This window comes from Pseudarthrobacter sp. NPDC058362 (genome assembly GCF_042723515.1).
GTDB lineage: Bacteria > Actinomycetota > Actinomycetes > Actinomycetales > Micrococcaceae > Arthrobacter.
This window is the reverse complement of record NZ_JBHXIW010000007.1, coordinates 47,168-62,969: the sequence shown is the minus strand read 5'-3', so window position 1 is coordinate 62,969 and position 15,802 is coordinate 47,168. Positions and strand designations below refer to the sequence as shown.

At 63.9% G+C, this 15,802-nt stretch carries 15 protein-coding genes; 3 read left to right on the top strand and 12 right to left on the bottom strand.

Features of this window, described 5'->3' with window-relative positions:
- Positions 1–10: 10 nt before the first annotated feature.
- On the top strand, positions 11–622 hold the full coding sequence (locus ACFWIX_RS13605) for a DedA family protein (protein ID WP_377216667.1): 612 nt from the start codon (positions 11–13) through the stop codon (positions 620–622).
- 8 nt (positions 623–630) lie between these two features.
- Here ACFWIX_RS13605 and ACFWIX_RS13600 read toward each other — a convergent pair whose 3' ends face one another.
- Complete coding sequence (locus ACFWIX_RS13600; protein ID WP_377216666.1) at positions 631–936, bottom strand: hypothetical protein; 306 nt, start codon at positions 934–936, stop codon at positions 631–633.
- 127 nt (positions 937–1,063) lie between these two features.
- Here ACFWIX_RS13600 and ACFWIX_RS13595 point away from each other — a divergent pair, with 127 nt between their 5' ends.
- Entirely contained in the window at positions 1,064–2,014 is a 951-nt protein-coding gene (locus ACFWIX_RS13595) for a LysR family transcriptional regulator (RefSeq protein ID WP_377216665.1), read from the top strand.
- On the opposite strand, the gene ACFWIX_RS13590 is transcribed toward ACFWIX_RS13595, so the two are convergent.
- The 11 genes from ACFWIX_RS13590 to ACFWIX_RS13540 are packed head-to-tail and all read right to left on the bottom strand — an operon-like array spanning position 1,983 to position 14,257.
- Complete coding sequence (locus ACFWIX_RS13590; protein ID WP_377216664.1) at positions 1,983–2,855, bottom strand: 3-hydroxyacyl-CoA dehydrogenase family protein; 873 nt, start codon at positions 2,853–2,855, stop codon at positions 1,983–1,985. The genes ACFWIX_RS13595 and ACFWIX_RS13590 overlap by 32 nt on opposite strands.
- Complete coding sequence (locus ACFWIX_RS13585) at positions 2,855–4,054, bottom strand: thiolase family protein (RefSeq protein WP_377216663.1); 1,200 nt, start codon at positions 4,052–4,054, stop codon at positions 2,855–2,857. Before ACFWIX_RS13585 ends, ACFWIX_RS13590 begins: the two co-directional genes overlap by 1 nt.
- Before the next feature lie 57 nt (positions 4,055–4,111).
- Positions 4,112–5,341: an acyl-CoA dehydrogenase family protein gene (locus ACFWIX_RS13580; protein ID WP_377216662.1), complete on the bottom strand. Its 1,230-nt coding sequence runs from the start codon at positions 5,339–5,341 to the stop codon at positions 4,112–4,114.
- Positions 5,331–6,800, bottom strand: a complete 1,470-nt coding sequence (locus tag ACFWIX_RS13575; RefSeq protein ID WP_377216661.1) for an MFS transporter — start codon at positions 6,798–6,800, stop codon at positions 5,331–5,333. The genes ACFWIX_RS13580 and ACFWIX_RS13575 overlap by 11 nt, the downstream gene beginning before the upstream one ends.
- Positions 6,797–7,231 (bottom strand): acyl-CoA thioesterase, encoded by a 435-nt coding sequence (locus tag ACFWIX_RS13570; RefSeq protein WP_377216660.1) that lies wholly within the window; start codon positions 7,229–7,231, stop codon positions 6,797–6,799. The genes ACFWIX_RS13575 and ACFWIX_RS13570 overlap by 4 nt, the downstream gene beginning before the upstream one ends.
- The gene (locus ACFWIX_RS13565; RefSeq protein ID WP_377216659.1) at positions 7,228–8,442 is read right to left on the bottom strand and encodes a CaiB/BaiF CoA transferase family protein; all 1,215 of its coding nucleotides are present in this window, start codon (positions 8,440–8,442) and stop codon (positions 7,228–7,230) included. Before ACFWIX_RS13565 ends, ACFWIX_RS13570 begins: the two co-directional genes overlap by 4 nt.
- A gap of 43 nt (positions 8,443–8,485) precedes the next feature.
- The gene (locus ACFWIX_RS13560; protein WP_377216658.1) at positions 8,486–9,367 is read right to left on the bottom strand and encodes a 3-hydroxyacyl-CoA dehydrogenase family protein; all 882 of its coding nucleotides are present in this window, start codon (positions 9,365–9,367) and stop codon (positions 8,486–8,488) included.
- Positions 9,364–10,191, bottom strand: coding sequence for an enoyl-CoA hydratase/isomerase family protein (locus tag ACFWIX_RS13555; protein WP_377216657.1), 828 nt, complete (start codon positions 10,189–10,191; stop codon positions 9,364–9,366). Before ACFWIX_RS13555 ends, ACFWIX_RS13560 begins: the two co-directional genes overlap by 4 nt.
- A 31-nt stretch (positions 10,192–10,222) precedes the next feature.
- Complete coding sequence (locus ACFWIX_RS13550) at positions 10,223–12,250, bottom strand: TRAP transporter permease (RefSeq protein ID WP_377216656.1); 2,028 nt, start codon at positions 12,248–12,250, stop codon at positions 10,223–10,225.
- Positions 12,240–13,415 (bottom strand): TAXI family TRAP transporter solute-binding subunit, encoded by a 1,176-nt coding sequence (locus ACFWIX_RS13545; protein WP_377216655.1) that lies wholly within the window; start codon positions 13,413–13,415, stop codon positions 12,240–12,242. The genes ACFWIX_RS13550 and ACFWIX_RS13545 overlap by 11 nt, the downstream gene beginning before the upstream one ends.
- A gap of 32 nt (positions 13,416–13,447) precedes the next feature.
- Positions 13,448–14,257: an enoyl-CoA hydratase/isomerase family protein gene (locus ACFWIX_RS13540; RefSeq protein ID WP_377216654.1), complete on the bottom strand. Its 810-nt coding sequence runs from the start codon at positions 14,255–14,257 to the stop codon at positions 13,448–13,450.
- Between the two features lie 227 nt (positions 14,258–14,484).
- Here ACFWIX_RS13540 and ACFWIX_RS13535 point away from each other — a divergent pair, with 227 nt between their 5' ends.
- Positions 14,485–15,642 carry an acyl-CoA dehydrogenase family protein gene (locus ACFWIX_RS13535; protein ID WP_377216745.1) on the top strand — a complete coding sequence of 386 codons (1,158 nt, stop codon included), beginning with the start codon at positions 14,485–14,487 and terminating at the stop codon, positions 15,640–15,642.
- Positions 15,643–15,802 lie beyond the last annotated feature (160 nt).

The window sequence follows — 15,802 nt, the reverse complement described above, 5'->3', positions numbered from 1 at the left end:
GCTTGGCGCCATGGACTTCGGCAGCGCAGACAGCTGGGGCGCGGCGATCTATTTCTGGATCATCCCCTTGGTCCTCGGCGATGCAATCTTTCCGCTGGTACCGTCCGAGATGGTGGTCATTACCGGCGGCGCGCTCTCAGCGGACGGCCGGGCCAACATCTTCCTTGTGCTCCTGCTGGCCGCCGTGGCTTCCTGGATCGGCGACATGGTGGTTTTCCAGCTCTTTCGTCGCCGCCTCAGCCATAGCCTGGACCGCTGGCGCTGGGGCCGCCGGGTCCACCGCGGCATCCGCGAGGCCATTGCGAGGGCCGGCCGCACCACCACTTACGGCACCATCATCGGCGCGCGTTTCATCCCGGGCGGCCGGCTGGCCACCTCCGCGGCGGCCGGTATCGCCAGCGTGTCAGTGCGCGGCTTCAGCCTCTGCGCCGGGCTCGGAGCAATCCTCTGGGCCTGCTGGCTGGGGGGTTTGGGCTACTTCACCGGTTCGGCCACCCGGCTGCCATTCTGGGCGAGTTCACTCATCGGGGTGGCGTTGGGGCTCCTGGTGGGCGCCGCCGTCGGAATAATCGCGACCCGGCGGCGCGGCAACCGCTCACGCGTGGACGAACCGCCCGCCTGACCTCAACCTCACACGGGCAGCCAGCGGCCGCGGGCGCGGCGGAGTACGGTAAGCGTTCCGGTCAGGGCAACGCGTTCGACGGCGTCACGCATCATCGCGGCCGACTCCACCGCGTGGCGGTTCTCGCCGCTGTATTCGGTCGCCTCCACGAGGAAGCGCAGGTTGAGCTGCGGCACACCTCCGGCGATTTGGAGCTGGTGCGATTCGACGTGATGGCAGGTTCCGAGCGCTTCGACGGCGGCGTCCATGACCGCCTCGGGCGGATTGCCGGGCCGCAGGCCGGTGATTTTCAGGCGCGCTTGAAACGAAGGCACCCCACCACCCTAGACGATCCGGTCCCGCATTCATCCTTCCGGATTGAACCGGGAGAACCTTGATCTATTCCCCGTTTGGAGACCAATGCACGGCGCATCAAGTCTCTGGCTGCAATAACCTTGAGGGATGGAAATCCAGCAGGCCCGTGCCTTTCTCGTCGTTGCTGAGGAACTGCACTTCGGCCGCGCCGCCAAGCGGCTGCATATGGCCCAGCCGCCCCTCAGCCGTCTCATCAGGCAACTGGAGGCCGAACTGGACGGCACGCTGTTCGAACGCAACACGCGCCACGTCAGCCTCACTCCGCAAGGGGAAGCCCTCATCGAGCCCGCCCGTGAACTCGTCCTGCTGGCGGAACGGATCAAGGACGTAGTCCGTAAGTCCAAGGCAGGCGAGGTAGGCCGTGCGCGTATCGGTTTCGCCGGCGCATCCGTGAATCAGGCCGTGGGAGAACTCGCCCGCCAGATCCGCCGCAAGCGGCCGGGCATCTCCCTGGAGCTCCACAGCTCCCAGTTCTCGCATGTAGGCCTCGAGAAGGTCCTGGATGGTTCCCTCGATCTCGTCATCGGCCGATGGGACTTCCTGCCGCCGGGTATCAGCTCGCGGCTCACCGCCGTGGAAGAGCTGTTGATCGCACTGCCGGAAAATCACTCCCTTGCGGCGAATGACGCGGTTTCCGCCGAAGACCTCGCCGATGAAGCATGGATCGTCCTGCCCGGCGGAGCAGGCGCCACCCTGCCCAACCGGCTGAACACCCTTGCTGTGAACGCCGGATTCGTACCCCGCATCGTCCAGGTAGCCCCCGACTCCTGGACGTTGGTTGTGCTGGTGGGCGCCGGGGTTGGCATTTCGCTGATTCTTTCAAGCGTGCGCGACAACATCCCCTCCCGCGGCGTGGTCTATAGACCCTTGAAACAGGAACAGCGTCCAGTCGAGGTACGGCTGATCTGGCGGAAGGGGGACCTCAATCCCGCCGTCCAGGCGGTCATCGAAATCTCCGAAAGCGTTCTCCCGGTCCCGGACCCTGCCACCGTTGAACACGCGCCCCTCAGCCTGCGTCCGCCTGCAGACTGTAGGTGAAGAACCCCTTGCCTGACTTCCGGCCCAGCTCCCCGCGGGCCACCATATCCCGCATCAGCCGCGGCGGTGCGAACCGCGGGCCGAGAGTACGTTCCAGGTACTCCGCGATGCCCAGTCGGACATCAAGGCCCACCATGTCCGACAACGCCAGCGGGCCGACTGGATGCTTGTAGCCCAGCTTCATCGCGTTATCGATGTCTTCTGCGGAGGCTACACCCTCCTCCACCATGCGCATTGCCTCCAGCGCAATAGCCACACCCAGGCGGGAGGAAGCGAAACCTGGGGCGTCATTGACGACGACGGGGGTTTTGCCCAGTTCCCCCACCCACCTCGGTGCCAGGTCTGCGAGCTCCTGAGCTGTATTCCGGGCGAGCACTACCTCCACGAGATGGGAGGCCGGGACGGGGTTGAAAAAGTGCAGCCCGCAGAAGCGCTCCGGCCTCCGCAGTTGCCCGGCGAGCCCCTCCACTGACAGGGAAGAAGTATTGGTTGCCAGCCATCCACCCGCCTGGAGATGACGTTCCACCTCCTGCAGGGCGGCGACCTTCACGTCCCACACCTCCGGGACGGCTTCGACGACGAGACCGGCCCGGGCGAAATCGGCGCAGTCGACTGAGAGGGAAAGTCTTCCGGTCCATTGGTCCACGCTGCCACCCGCGGCGCCCCGCTCAAGCGACGCCGCCAGGTCCCGATGAATCCGGTCCTTCGCGGCCTGCACAGACTTCGAGTCCCGCTCCACTACAACCACCCTTGCCCCGGCAAGCAGGAAGGCATGGGCGATACCCGCACCCATGCGGCCTCCTCCCAGCACGCCTACGACACCGGGCACGATTCCGGCCATCAGACCCGCTCCACCAGCAGGGCCGTGCCCTGGCCCACGCCGACGCACATTGTGGCCAGTCCACGTCCGGCGCCTTCGCGCTCCATCCGGCCGAGCAGGGTGACCACCAGGCGGGATCCGGATGATCCGAGGGGGTGTCCAAGGGCGATCGCCCCGCCGTCGCTGTTCACAATCTCCGGGTCCAGGCGGAGACGGCGGATGCAGGCCAGGGACTGGCTGGCAAATGCCTCATTGAGCTCCACCGCACCAAGGTCACCGATCCCCCACCCGGCACGGTCGAGCACCTTTTGGGTTGCCGGCACGGGGCCGATGCCCATGAGGTGCGGCTCCACACCGGCGGAGGCACCGTCGACGATCCGGGCCCGTGCACGGAGCCCGTACTTCTCGACAGCCCGTTCGGACGCGACCAGGACCGCGGAGGCACCGTCGTTGAGGGAAGATGAGTTGCCGGCTGTGACGACGGTGCCGTGCTGGACGACCGGCCGCAAACCAGCCAGGACTTCCATGGTGGTGCCGGGACGGGGCCCTTCGTCGGTGTCCACAATGGTTTCAGCTCCCTTCCGGCCTGTCACCGTTACCGGAACGGTCTCGGCAGCGAAGCGGCCAGCGCCGATCGCAGCGACCGCCTTGGCGTGGGACGCCACGGCGAACGCATCGGCGTCCTCGCGGGAAATGCCGTCGACGGTGGCGACTTCCTCTGCGGTTTCGGGCATCGAAAAGGTCAACTTGTCGACGTGGTGGAATCTGGGGTTCGTGAAGCGCCAGCCGATGGAGGTGTCAAAGATTTCTCCGGGCTTCGCGTACGCCTTGGCGGGCTTCTCCATGACCCAGGGGGCCCGGGACATCGATTCCACGCCGCCGGCGACCACCAGGTCCGCTGCTCCGGCCTTGACCATGTGGGAGGCCATGGTGATGGCCGACAGCCCCGATGCGCACAACCGGTTGACCGTAATGCCGGGAACTGTGTCGGGAAACCCCGCCAGCAGCCAGGCCATCCGGGCCACATTCCGGTTGTCTTCCCCCGCTCCGTTGGCGTTGCCAAAAATCACCTCATCGACGTCGTGGGGGTCGATCCCCGCGTCCGTCACCACGTGTCCGACCACCAGGGCCGCGAGGTCATCCGGCCGCATGGTCGACAGGGCGCCGCCGTAGCGGCCTACAGGGGTGCGTCCCCCTCCGACGAGAAAGGCTTCCATCATTCTTGTGTCCGTTCCTTAGTGCGTACCTGTTGCTGCTGCTGGTGCAGCGCCGGTGGCTTAGTTGAAGGCAGAAATGCCGGTGATGTCCCTGCCCACCAGCAGGGCTTGAATGGAATCGGTGCCCTCGTAGGTGGACACCACTTCCATGTCGGTCATATGCCGGGCAACGTGGTTTTCGAGCAACAGTCCGTTCCCGGCCAGCAGGTCACGTGCCTCGTTGCAGATCCATTTGCCCTTCTGGGCTGTCGCCATTTTCACCATCGACGCCTGGGCGTTGGTCAGCTGGCCGCGGTCCGCGAGCTCGGCCATCCGGTTGCACAGCAACTGCATGGCGGTGAGTTCGCTGAGCATGTTCGCCAGCCGCGCCTGGACCAGCTGGTAGCCGCCGATCGCCTTGCCAAACTGCATGCGCTTCGACGCGTAGTCGGCGGCGATTTCGAAGGCCGCCATGGCGTGTCCCACGGCTTCCCAGGAAGCTCCGCCGCGGGTGGCCTGAAGGACTCGGGAGACATCCTTGAAAGAGTTGCAGCCTGTGAGGCGGTTCGCGGCCGGGACGCGGAGGTCCGTGATCAGGATGTCGGCCTGGTTGATGGCGCGCTTTCCCACTTTGCCCCTGATGACTTCCGGCCGGTAGCCGGCGGGGTATGCGCCATCGTCCTCCTTCTCAACGACGAAGGCGTTAACCTGCCCGTCCGCAACATTCCGGGCGAAGACAACCACGGCGTCGGCCGCATGGCCGTTTCCGATCCATCTCTTATGTCCGTTGAGCACCCATGAGGAGCCTTCGAGGCGGGCACTGGTCTCCAGTGCGACAGAATCGGAACCATGCTCCGGCTCAGTCAGTGCGAAGGCGCCGGTCTTTTCCAGCCGGGCCATGCCCGGCAGCCAGCGGGCCTTCTGCTCTTCGCTGCCGAGCATGTTGATCGCGCCCATGCAGAGGTTGGAGTGGACGCCGAAGAACGTGTTGATGCTGCCGTCGGCCCGGGCGATTTCACGGGCAACCATGCCGGCAGCCTTCCGGCTCATGCCCGGGCATCCATGGCCCTGGATTGTGGTGCCGGCGACGTTCAACTCTGCCAGGGCGGGCACCAGTTCCCACGGGAACTCGGCACGCTCCCAGTATTCATTGATCACAGGCAACACGCGTTCCTGGGCAAAACTGCGCACCTTGTTCCGGACTGCAATCTCCTCTGGACTGAGGTCCTCGTCCAGGCGGAAATAGTCAGCGTCGGTGCTGGTCCCGGTGGCTACCGGTGTTGCCCGTTGGGCTGCAGTTTCAATGGTCATTTTTGGTCCTTTCGTTGGCGGGTTCGGGGATTACCCGGATGGGCTCGGGAACACCGGCGGTGCGGCGTGTCAGGCCGCGGGCGTCCCCGAATGCGTAAAGCATGGCGACTCCCATCAGGGAGACAAAGGGGAAAAGGAGGAGGGTCGCGTCAGCGGCGTAGGCAAGGGCCACGACGGCGTATCCGGCCCCCATCGCGAGGAAACGGATCATGTTGTGGATGCCTATTGCGGTCCCGGACCTTCCTGCGGCGGATAGGACGATGTCGGTTGCTGCCGCGCTTTGGGTAAAGGCTATGCCTGTGCCCGCGAGCACGAGTCCGGCCACCACCATGGACAGGACCGCCCACGGGACCATGCCGAACCGGGAACAGCAAACCGCCAGCGCCACGACCGGCCCGGATGCCATGAGGATCAGGATGCCGCGCCGAAGCTGCACATTCACGCCGCGGCGGCGGCCAAGCCTGGCGGCGAGGGGGCCGGCCACGATCATGGAGAGCGCCATCGTGAAGACAATGGCTCCGATGCCTGCAGGACCCATGTCCAAGTCCCTCGCCAGGAACAGCGGTACGGCCACAATGAAAACCGCCATCGATCCCATCGCCAGTCCGGCCCCGGCTGCCGCCCGCAAATATCCGCGGTCGCGCAGGAGACTGGGATCCAGCAGGGGGCCCGGAGCGCCAGCGTGTTCGGCTGCGAAGCGGGCCCGCCGGACGGAAAGCCGCCCGAACAGCCACAAGCTGAAGACCGCGCTGCCCAGGGAGCACAATATCCACCACCAGGACGTGGCCTGGCCTATCAGTACGGTGCCCGCAGCCGTGGACCCGGCCCCCACGACGAGCCAGAACATCGCGAACCTGTGCATTGGAGGCCGTTGAGGGCCGCTGGCCGGCATGGAGGCAATGAGCAGAAGGATCATGACCAGGACCAGCAATCCGTGGCTGAGGAACACGTTCCGCCAGCCGAGGGCTTCGGTGACGAGACCGCCGAAAAGCGGCCCGACCGCCTGGCCAAGGCCGATCGCGGAAGCCCAGGCCCCCATGGCCTGCGCCGTCCGCTCCGGCCAATGATTCATCAAGGCGGCCTGCACGCACGGCGGGATGGCGCTGCATGCCGCACCCTGCACGGCCCGGGCAGCGACCAGGGCCTCGGTCCCTGAAGCCTGCGAGGCCGCGGCCCCGGCAAGGACAAGGACACTGAGGGCCCAGACCAGCAAGGTCTTTGTTCCCACCCGATCGCCGACCCACCCGGCAAGTGGCACGAACATTGCCATCGCCATCGTGAAGGCACTGACGGCCAGGACCGCCTGCTGCCTGGTCATCCCGAGATCGGTCTGAATGACGTACAACGGTGCATTGATGACGTTCGCTGACAGGGTGCCCAGCGCGGTGGTGCCGAGCAGGGCAAAGTAGGCGATCCTGCGGCCTCCGTTGCCGGTCCTGCCCTGCTCGGTGGTGTTCATGCACGTTCGTCTGCGGTGCACGGCTGGGGAACCTGCACCTCGTTCAAAGAATCTCGCACGGTTGCTGGAAGCGGTGCAGGGCGTCCCGTAGCCGGATCCATCTGGACAAGCACTGTCCGGGCCCTGGCTGCTACATTCCCATGCTGGTGCAGCGTGTAGGCCACGGTGTAAGAGGTACGACCCACACCGGCAACCCACACCTTGGCCGTCAGTTCCGGTCCATGGTCGATCGGCCGTAGATAGTCGAGGCTCAGGGAGGCGACAACCCGCGGGTTCGTTGGGTCGGGAATGCCGGTTTCACCGAGCCAGTGTGCAATCGCTGCGAGCCGCGCCTCTTCGAGCAGGGTGACAATGCGCGCATTATTGACGTGGCGGTTGATGTCCATGTCTGACCAGCGGACGGCCAGTGGCGCGGTAAACACGAGGCTCATGAGGCTTTTCGGACCGCCTGCCGTGCGCCATCCAGCCAGAGCAGGATCTTGTCCCTGTCACCGTCAAGAAGGGGTGGAGCCTGGCTGTAGTCGACGGGGGTCCGGCTGAAGGACACGGGGTGGCGGACCGTAGGAATGCTGCGGTCCCCCTTGCCGGCCATCGCCACGGGCTCCAGCCCGAGGCTCTGGGCCAGCTCAACTCCTTCCTCGACCGTCAGGATCGGCGCGCATGGCACCTGTACCGCCTTCAGTCGCTCGAACCAGACCCCGGCATCCTCGGTTGCCAGCCGTTCGATCATCAGCCCGCGCAGCGCCGCCCGGTGTTCGTTGCGTGCCGCCGGCGTGCTGAAGCGCTCGTCCCGGGCGAGCTCCGGGACACCGAGGCATACGCAGAGGCGTCCGAACTGTCCGTTGTTGCCGACGGCGATGACGATCTCCTTGTCCCGGGCCGGGAACGGTTCGTACGGGTAGAGACTGGGATGCTCGTTGCCCATCCGGGTGGGGACGGTACCTCCTGTCACATACGCTGCTGACTGGTTGACCAGTCCTGACAGGGCCGAGGACAAGAGGTTCAGTTCAACGTGCTGCCCCGTCCCGGATTCCTGCTGCTCGTGGAATGCGCCAAGGACACCCACGGCTGCATGGAGTCCCGTGATGACGTCGAACAGCGCCACACCCGCCCTGTACGGCCCGCCATGCTGGCTGCCGGTGAGGCTCATCATGCCGGACAGCGCCTGGGCCAGAAGATCGTAGCCCGGCAACTCCGCCCCACCCGCCGTACCGAAACCGGTGATCGAGGCGTAAACCAGGTCCGGCCTCCATGCACTGACACTTTCGTAATCAAGGCCGTATCTCGTGAGCCCGCCCGGCTTGAAGTTTTCCACCAGGATGTCCGCACGGGCGATGATCTGCCTGACAAGCTCAAGTTGTTCGGGGTCGGTAAAATCCAGCGAAATAGAGTGCTTGTTCCGGTTTACCGAGAGGAAGAACGTGCTCTCCCCGTCCCGGTGCGGCGGGGTCCACGCACGGGCGTCGTCGCCGGCGGAGCTCTCCACCTTAATGACCGTCGCCCCCATGTCGGCCAGCAGCATGGTGCAGTAGGGGCCCGCGAGCACCCGGGTCAGGTCCGCCACCACTATCCCTGCCAGCGGGCCCGTCCCGGATCGGCCGAAAATATTCCGCAGTTCCTCTGCGGCCAGGGACTGGCTCATCTTTTTTCCTCTCGTAGTCCAAAACGGGCGCGGGCAGCCGCTTTCAGCCGGCATACTCGTACCAGCCGTGCCCGGTCTTGCGCCCGTAGCGGCCTTGGGCATAGAGCTTCTCGATTGATGGGTGGGGCAGGTCCTTTGGGTCCCCCGTCTGCTCATGTTCTGCAAGCCGGATCAGGTAGCTGACATCGATTCCCACCAGGTCCATCAGTTCGAACGGCCCCATGGGGTGGCCCAGAGCGGTTCTCGCGGCGACGTCGATGTCCCCGAAGCTGGCCACGCCCGATTCCTCGAGGCGAAGTGCCTCGTCCCGCAGCGCTCCGAGGAGCCGGTTGGCGACAAATCCGGGGACTTCTTTGTTGAGCCTGACGGGCTGCTTGCCGATCCTGCGGGCCAATTCGGCCGTGGCTTCGACGGTCTTGTCCGACGTCAATGGATTCCGTACGACCTCAACGCACTGCATGACGAGGGCAGGATTGAAAAAGTGCATGTTGCACACCCGGTCCGGCCTGCCGGTGGCGTCAATCAACAGTGATGAGGGGATCGTGGAGGAGTTCGTGGCCAGGATGGCATGCTCCGGGGCCGCTTTGTCCAGGTCCGCGAAAAGCTGCCGTTTGATGTCCAGCCGTTCGACGGCGGCTTCCAGAACAAAGTCCGCGGTGCGCGCTGCTTCCATGGAGTCGGTCGTATACGCCATCCGTGCCAGCGCGTCGTCTATCTCCTTGCGGCTCCGGCTGCCTTTCTCCGCCATACGCCCCAGCCGCCGACGCACCTCATCCCGGGAACGGCCGAGCGCGTTCATATCCAGGTCACTGATGGTGACGTCATAGCCGCCGAGGGCAAAGAGGGCGCTGATCTGGGTGCCCATGGCGCCCGACCCCACCACCAGCACATGCTGGATCGAATCAACGGTGTCGTGCCTGCTCATACGTGTTCCTTCCGTTCCGTTTCAGTGCCGGTCATCGATTTACCGAACCGTGCGGGGCGTTTTTCAAGGAATGCAGCTGCCCCCTCGGCCTTCTCGTCGGAGGCGTAGAGCAAGGACTGCGCCAGCCGTTCAAGCAGGAGACCGGTTCGCTGATCAGTCTCGATGCCGTTGCGCACTACGAGCCTGGCCAGCCGTACGGCCAGCGGCCCCTTGGCGAGGATGCTGTCCGCGGTGACGGCCACGGTGTCCATCAGGTCTTCTGCGGGGACAACGTTCGTGACGAGACCAATACGAAGAGCCTCATCGGCGTCGATGATCCGCCCTGTGAGGATCATTTCCTGGGCCCGGCCAACACCTACGAGCCTGGACAGCCGCTGGGTGCCGCCTGCTCCCGGAAGGATCCCCAGATTGGTCTCCGGGAGCCCGAAGCGGGCATTGACTGATGCGATGCGGATGTCGCAGGACATCGCAAGTTCGTTTCCGCCGCCCAGTGCGTAGCCGTTGACGGCGGCAATCGTGGGCTTCCCGTAATCCTGCACACGGTCATAGAGCCGCTGCATTCGCGCCTGCAGACCGTCCTGGAGCGTGTAGCCGGCCAACTGGGAAATGTCTGCGCCTGCGACGAACGATTTCTCGCCTGCACCGGTGAAGACCACCACGCCGATGTCCTCGCGCCCTTCAAATTCTTCGAGGGCCGCCTCGATCTCGCTGAGCACCTGGCGGTTCAGCGCGTTACGCACCTCGGGACGGTCTATGGTCAGTACCGCCATCCGGCCGATGACCTCGGTCGCGACGAGCGTCGCGCTCGCTGTTGCATGTGTCACGGGAATCAATCTCCTTTTTCCGGGTTTGCTGTCAGTGGACTGCGCTGACGCTTTGTGTGCTGTCCGTCGCGGGGCCTTCAGCGGAGTCGGCTGCCTGCGTTCCCGGTACTGGGATGCCGGGCTTGCTGAGGAAGGTGAGGCCAACGCTCCCGGCCACCAGCAGCAGCCCCGCCACCACGGACAAAGTCGTGGGCAGGAACAGGAGGAAGCCGCCGGCCCCCGCGGTAATCCGGAACAAAGCGCGCATCGGCCGGTCAAAACCAACCACCCATCCCTCAATGGCCGAGGCCAGGGCGTAGACCCCAACGATGCTCAGCACAAAGGCGAAGATGATCTTCCCGGGGTCGTCTTGGGCGACGAGCGCCGGGTTGAGCGCAAAGCCGAACGGGACGATGTATTTCACCGCGCCCAGCCGCATCGCCGCGAAACTCGTCGCCATCGCCGGCGCCTTGGCCAGTCCGGCGGCCGCGAAAGCCGCCAGGCCCACGGGCGGGGTGATATAGGAAACGGATGCCCAATAGATCACAAAGAGATGCGCTGCGAGCGGGTTGACTCCCATATCCACGACTGCCGGGACCATGACGATGGCCAGGAAGACGTAGGCCGCCGAGATCGTCATACCCATGCCCAGGATGAAGCAGGTAAGCGCCCCGGCGATCAGGATCAGGACCACGTTGTCGCCGACCAGGGCAACCAGTTCCCGCGCAAGGGACAGGCTGACGCCAGTCGCCGTCAGTCCCCCTACGATCAGCCCCACGCCGGCGATGATGCCGATGATGTTGCTGAGGGTCTTGCCGGAGTCGACCAGGAAGTCCGTGAACTCACTCAGCCCGAACCGTTGCTTGCGGCTGACCACTGCTACGGCCAGGAGGAAAGCGATCACGTAATAGGGCACCTGGGTTTCAGAGTTCATGACAAACAGCAGGCTGGTCAGCAGCACCAGGGCCACAACGCTGGGCCAGCCAGCGACGAGGGCAGCCGTGGCGCGGGGCAACTGGGCGACCGGCACGCCCCGAAGACCCTTGCGGGCCGCATATCCATCAACCTGGAGGAAGATCCCCACGAAGTACAGGACAGCCGGGATGATCGCGGCGACCAGGATTTCGGTGTAGGGCACGCCCACGAAGGACACCATCAGGAATGCCGCAGTGCCCATGATGGGCGGGGTGATGGAACCGCCGGAGGAGGCGGTGGCTTCGATTCCGCCGGCGTAGGTGGCGCTGAATCCTGACCGCTTCATTGCGGGAATGGTCATGGGACCCGTGGTCAGCACATTGGAGACGGCGCTGCCGCTCATCATGCCCATCGCGGCACTGCTGGCGACTGCCACCTTAGCCGCACCGCCCCGGTACCGGCCGAAAACCGACATGGCGAGGTTATGGAAGAAATCCGCACCGCCGGTGTGCTGCAGGGCCACCCCGAAGATCAGAAAACCCACCAGGATTGTCGCGGCGGTCTGGATGGGCAGGCCCAGGATGCTCTCCGCGCCCATCGCATGCACCTGCGCCAACGTCGGCAAATCGTAGGTTACCCCCTGCAGCACACCGATGGGCAGGTATTCGGCGAACAACGGATAGACGGAGAAGACGAGCGCTATCAGCGTCACCACGAGCCCGCCCGTGCGACGCAGCACCTCAAGCACGACCGCCCACAGGGCGAATGCTGCAACGGTGGCGGGCGCCGGGGCCATGTATTCCCAGCCGAAATTCTTTATTTCTGCACCGTTGAAGGCGAAGTACAGGCACACCGTGGCCGATACGAGCATCAGCGCGATGTCATACCACCGCACCGCTGCCCCGCGGTGCCCGGATGCGGTATCACCGTCATCGCTGTGGGTGGCTTCGATTTTCTCGGCCAGCGGAGCCTTGCGAACAGGATTGACGATGAAGACCACCGGCAGGAAGCATGCCATCACCAGATAGAGGTAGGAGTTCGACAGCAGTGACAGCCCGAACATGTTCCAGAAGAACACCTGGTTCATGGCGAGCAGCACCCCCAGCACCGTCAGCGCAACGACGGCACCCCGCCAGAACGGCGTGATCCGGGCTTCAGTTCCCATTGGTGGTCCCCTTGTTGGTCTCGGTGGCAGACTCGCCGTCCAGTTCGGTCTTCTTCCAGTTCTTCCAGTTCTCGGCAAGATCCCGCTTCGACGAGGATTCGGCAATTTCCGGCCACGCCTCGCGCATTTTTTCGCCGCGCTCGATGAGCTCGTTGTTCTTTCGCTCGAGTTGCTCGTTCCATGCGCCCCGCTCCTTGAAGTACCGCACTGTGCCTTCATGGAACGGGACCACCAGCGGCTCCTTCAGGACTTTCTCGAAGCTGAACCTTGTCGCGTCGGGGGTCGTCCCGTTGTAATCTTCGAAGTGCTCCACCATGGCCTTGACCAGTCGGTAGACCTCGTCAGCATCGCGTGAGCCGAGAGTGGTGAGCGGGATCGTGTACTCCAGGACATTGGCGCCTTCACCCTGCTCCATCCCGGCCCCGTCCGTGACTTCGGCCACACGGACCATGGGGGCAAGTTCCTTCCACGATTCATAGCGGGCTGGGTCCGGATCATCGAAACTCAACCATTTGACGTTGGTCTTACTGGACAACTCCTCGATGTTGGACCCCACGACGTTCTGGTAAAGGGCATCAATCTTGCCCGCTTCGAGACCAGCAATCTGCTCCCCATAGGAGATGGGAACCTGTTGCACGTCCTTCCAGGTGAGGCCTCCGTAGTTGAGGAAACCTTCCATCTTGTTGTTGATGGAAGTGTTTGCGGTCAGTTTCGGGAAACGCTTGCCCTTTAGATCCTCATAGGAATCAATGCCGCTGTCCTCGCGCACCAACAGCCCGTAATTGCCCAGCGGTGCCCACACCATGCGGAGGTCCTGTGGTCCCCATTCGGGGCTGGCGTACTCAAAGTTCCCTTCGAAGGCGTAGTAATACTCATCACCGGTACGGGCATAATCGACCGTTCCGTTCACAAGAGGAGCCAGCCGCCCAATGCCGGTATCGGCTGTCATCAGCCTCACCTGAACGCTTTCCTCGCCGGTGAGGGTGTTGGCGATGGCGGCCAGGTCGTTATAGGTTCCGGTCCCAACGTTGTATGTGGACCAAACCAGCTGCTTCGGCAGACCATTCGGCCCGGACGACGGGCCGGGAGCTGCGCCAGTGCAGCCCGTCAGCGTCATGGCCGGAATCACCGCGAGCGCGAGAATCATACTGTGCACCTTTTTCATGGCGCCCTTTCGATTAGGTGGAGTGGCCGCCGTCAGCGGCCGGAGAACCGCGGTTCGCGCTTCTCGTAGAATGCCTTCCTGCCCTCCAGGAAGTCAGCGGTGTCGAACAGCAGCGGCTGCCGGCTCCGCTCCAACGAGAGGGCGTCTTCAAGCTCACCGCTTGCGCTGCGGAACCCCTCCTTGAGTGCTGCTACAGCCAGAGGCGCCCGGGCTGCGAGTGCGCCGGCCCGCGTTATTGCTGACGTGACCACATCACGGTCAGTCACCACGTCGTCGACGAGTCCGAACTCCAGTGCATCGCTGCTGCCGATCGCGGCCGCCTCAAGCAATAGCCGCCGGGCGCGCGCCATACCCACCCGCTGTGCGAGCAGATGGACAAGTCCTCCGTCCGGCAGCAGGCCAAGCCTTGTAAACGGAAACAGGAAACGGGCGTTTTCGCTGGCAAGAACAACGTCGCACGCACAGACGACCCCTATGGCCACTCCGGCAGCAGGGCCACCAACAGCGGCGACGACTGGCTTATCGAGCTGGACGATCACCCTCATCAGTTCAGCGACGCCGGCCATCCGCTCCGCAGCGGCGTTCCTGCTTTGCGGCGGCATTGAAGCGAGATCGCCGCCCGCGCTGAAACAGGTCCCCTCCCCGGCAAGTACGATCGCACCCACTCTGGAGTCGGCACCTGCTTCTGCCAGAACATCGCGGAGCTCATCCCTAAGGTGCGTCCCGAGGACGTTGCGTCGTGCCGGGTCATTGAGGGTAATCAGGGCAACCCGCCCCGAGAGTTCGCATCGGACGAGTGCTTCCCGTGCCGCAGCGGAGCCGGGGGGGAACGCTGGCAGCATGTGGACTCCTTTGTCGGACTGGGTTTGTATCCCAAGTCACATTTCCACGGAAATTAGTAGATTTCAAATACCTAATTACCGCGTAATTGATACCAAATCATCAATAGCCACGGAGGGGGTATTGCGGAGCGCCTGATTCGTGGACGCTAGGGGGAGGCACGTTCCCATGCCGCCAAATCAGAGGAGAACCGCTTGTGAACACCACACTGACCATCGCGACAACAGACCTGCTGAACGTTGAGGCCGATTTCAGCCCTGAAGAACTGGAAACCCGCGGTGCTGTCCGCGAGTTCGTAGACCGACGGATCCGGCCAAATATCGCCACCTGGTACAACGATGCTGTCTTCCCACAGGAGATCGTTCCCGAAATGGCGGCACTGGGCCTCCTGGGCATGCATCTGGAGGGTTATGGCTGTGCCGGCAAGACCGCAGTGCAGTATGGAATCGCCATGCAGGAACTGGAAGCCGGGGATTCGGGGCTGCGGACATTCGTTTCCGTTCAGGGTTCTCTCGCAATGTCTGCCATCTCCAAGCACGGTTCAGAGGAACAGAAACAGCGTTGGCTGCCCGGCATGGCAGCCGGTGAAATTATCGGCTGCTTCGGGCTGACCGAACCGACGGCGGGCTCGGACCCGTCCACGATGACGACTACGGCGGTACTTAAAGACGGCGAGTGGATACTCAATGGCGTCAAGCGATGGATCGGGCTGGCCTCCATCGCCCACGTCGCCGTCATCTGGGCGAAAGCCACCGATGACGCCGGACGCGAGCAGGTCCGGGGCTTCCTGGTACCCACAGGAACCCCCGGCTTCAAAGCGACCCCTATCGAGGCAAAGCTTTCGATGCGGGCGTCCATCCAATGCGACATCACTTTGCGGGACGTCCACCTGCCGGCCGACGCTGTCCTTCCACACAACCCCGGCCTACGGGGACCGTTCTCATGCCTGAATGAAGCCCGCTATGGCATCATCTGGGGAGCCCTGGGCGCGGCCCGGGACAGTTTCGATACGGCCCTGGCGTACTCCCAGAAACGGATCCAGTTCGACAAACCGCTTGCGGCGTACCAACTCTCCCAGGAAAAGCTCGTCAACATGGCACTGGAGATCCAAAAAGGCCAGTTGCTGGCGCTGCGCATAGGACGGCTCAAGGACGCAGGACGCTTGGAGAACCATATGATTTCAGCAGGCAAACTCAATAACTGCCGCACTGCCATCGAGGTCTGCCGGGAAGCCCGCACCATGCTCGGCGGTAACGGCATCACGTTGGAGTACTCGCCGCTGCGGCACGCCAACAACCTTGAGTCCGTGCGCACTTACGAGGGCACTGACGAAGTGCACACCCTCGTGCTCGGCCAGCATCTGACAGGGATCCCTGCCTTCCGTTGAGTGATACGGCCTCTCCGCCGCTCTATCACTTTTGGTCCCCATTCCGCCCGCCGTTTGGGGACCAAAAGCGATAGAGGAAGAAGGGTAGATATTCGCACCGGCCAGGACTAGAATTTGGCGGCGGTCTCATCGTTTTTATCGGCATCAAGAAAGAAGAACG

Coding starts and splice junctions, on each gene's coding strand:
- ACFWIX_RS13605 (WP_377216667.1), top strand. CDS start 11: ATGGACTTCGGCAGCGCAGACAGCTGGGGCGCGGCGATCTATTTCTGG.
- ACFWIX_RS13595 (WP_377216665.1), top strand. CDS start 1,064: ATGGAAATCCAGCAGGCCCGTGCCTTTCTCGTCGTTGCTGAGGAACTG.
- ACFWIX_RS13590 (WP_377216664.1), bottom strand. CDS start 2,855: ATGGCCGGAATCGTGCCCGGTGTCGTAGGCGTGCTGGGAGGAGGCCGC.
- ACFWIX_RS13585 (WP_377216663.1), bottom strand. CDS start 4,054: ATGATGGAAGCCTTTCTCGTCGGAGGGGGACGCACCCCTGTAGGCCGC.
- ACFWIX_RS13580 (WP_377216662.1), bottom strand. CDS start 5,341: ATGACCATTGAAACTGCAGCCCAACGGGCAACACCGGTAGCCACCGGG.
- ACFWIX_RS13575 (WP_377216661.1), bottom strand. CDS start 6,800: ATGAACACCACCGAGCAGGGCAGGACCGGCAACGGAGGCCGCAGGATC.
- ACFWIX_RS13570 (WP_377216660.1), bottom strand. CDS start 7,231: ATGAGCCTCGTGTTTACCGCGCCACTGGCCGTCCGCTGGTCAGACATG.
- ACFWIX_RS13565 (WP_377216659.1), bottom strand. CDS start 8,442: ATGAGCCAGTCCCTGGCCGCAGAGGAACTGCGGAATATTTTCGGCCGA.
- ACFWIX_RS13560 (WP_377216658.1), bottom strand. CDS start 9,367: ATGAGCAGGCACGACACCGTTGATTCGATCCAGCATGTGCTGGTGGTG.
- ACFWIX_RS13550 (WP_377216656.1), bottom strand. CDS start 12,250: ATGGGAACTGAAGCCCGGATCACGCCGTTCTGGCGGGGTGCCGTCGTT.
- ACFWIX_RS13545 (WP_377216655.1), bottom strand. CDS start 13,415: ATGAAAAAGGTGCACAGTATGATTCTCGCGCTCGCGGTGATTCCGGCC.
- ACFWIX_RS13540 (WP_377216654.1), bottom strand. CDS start 14,257: ATGCTGCCAGCGTTCCCCCCCGGCTCCGCTGCGGCACGGGAAGCACTC.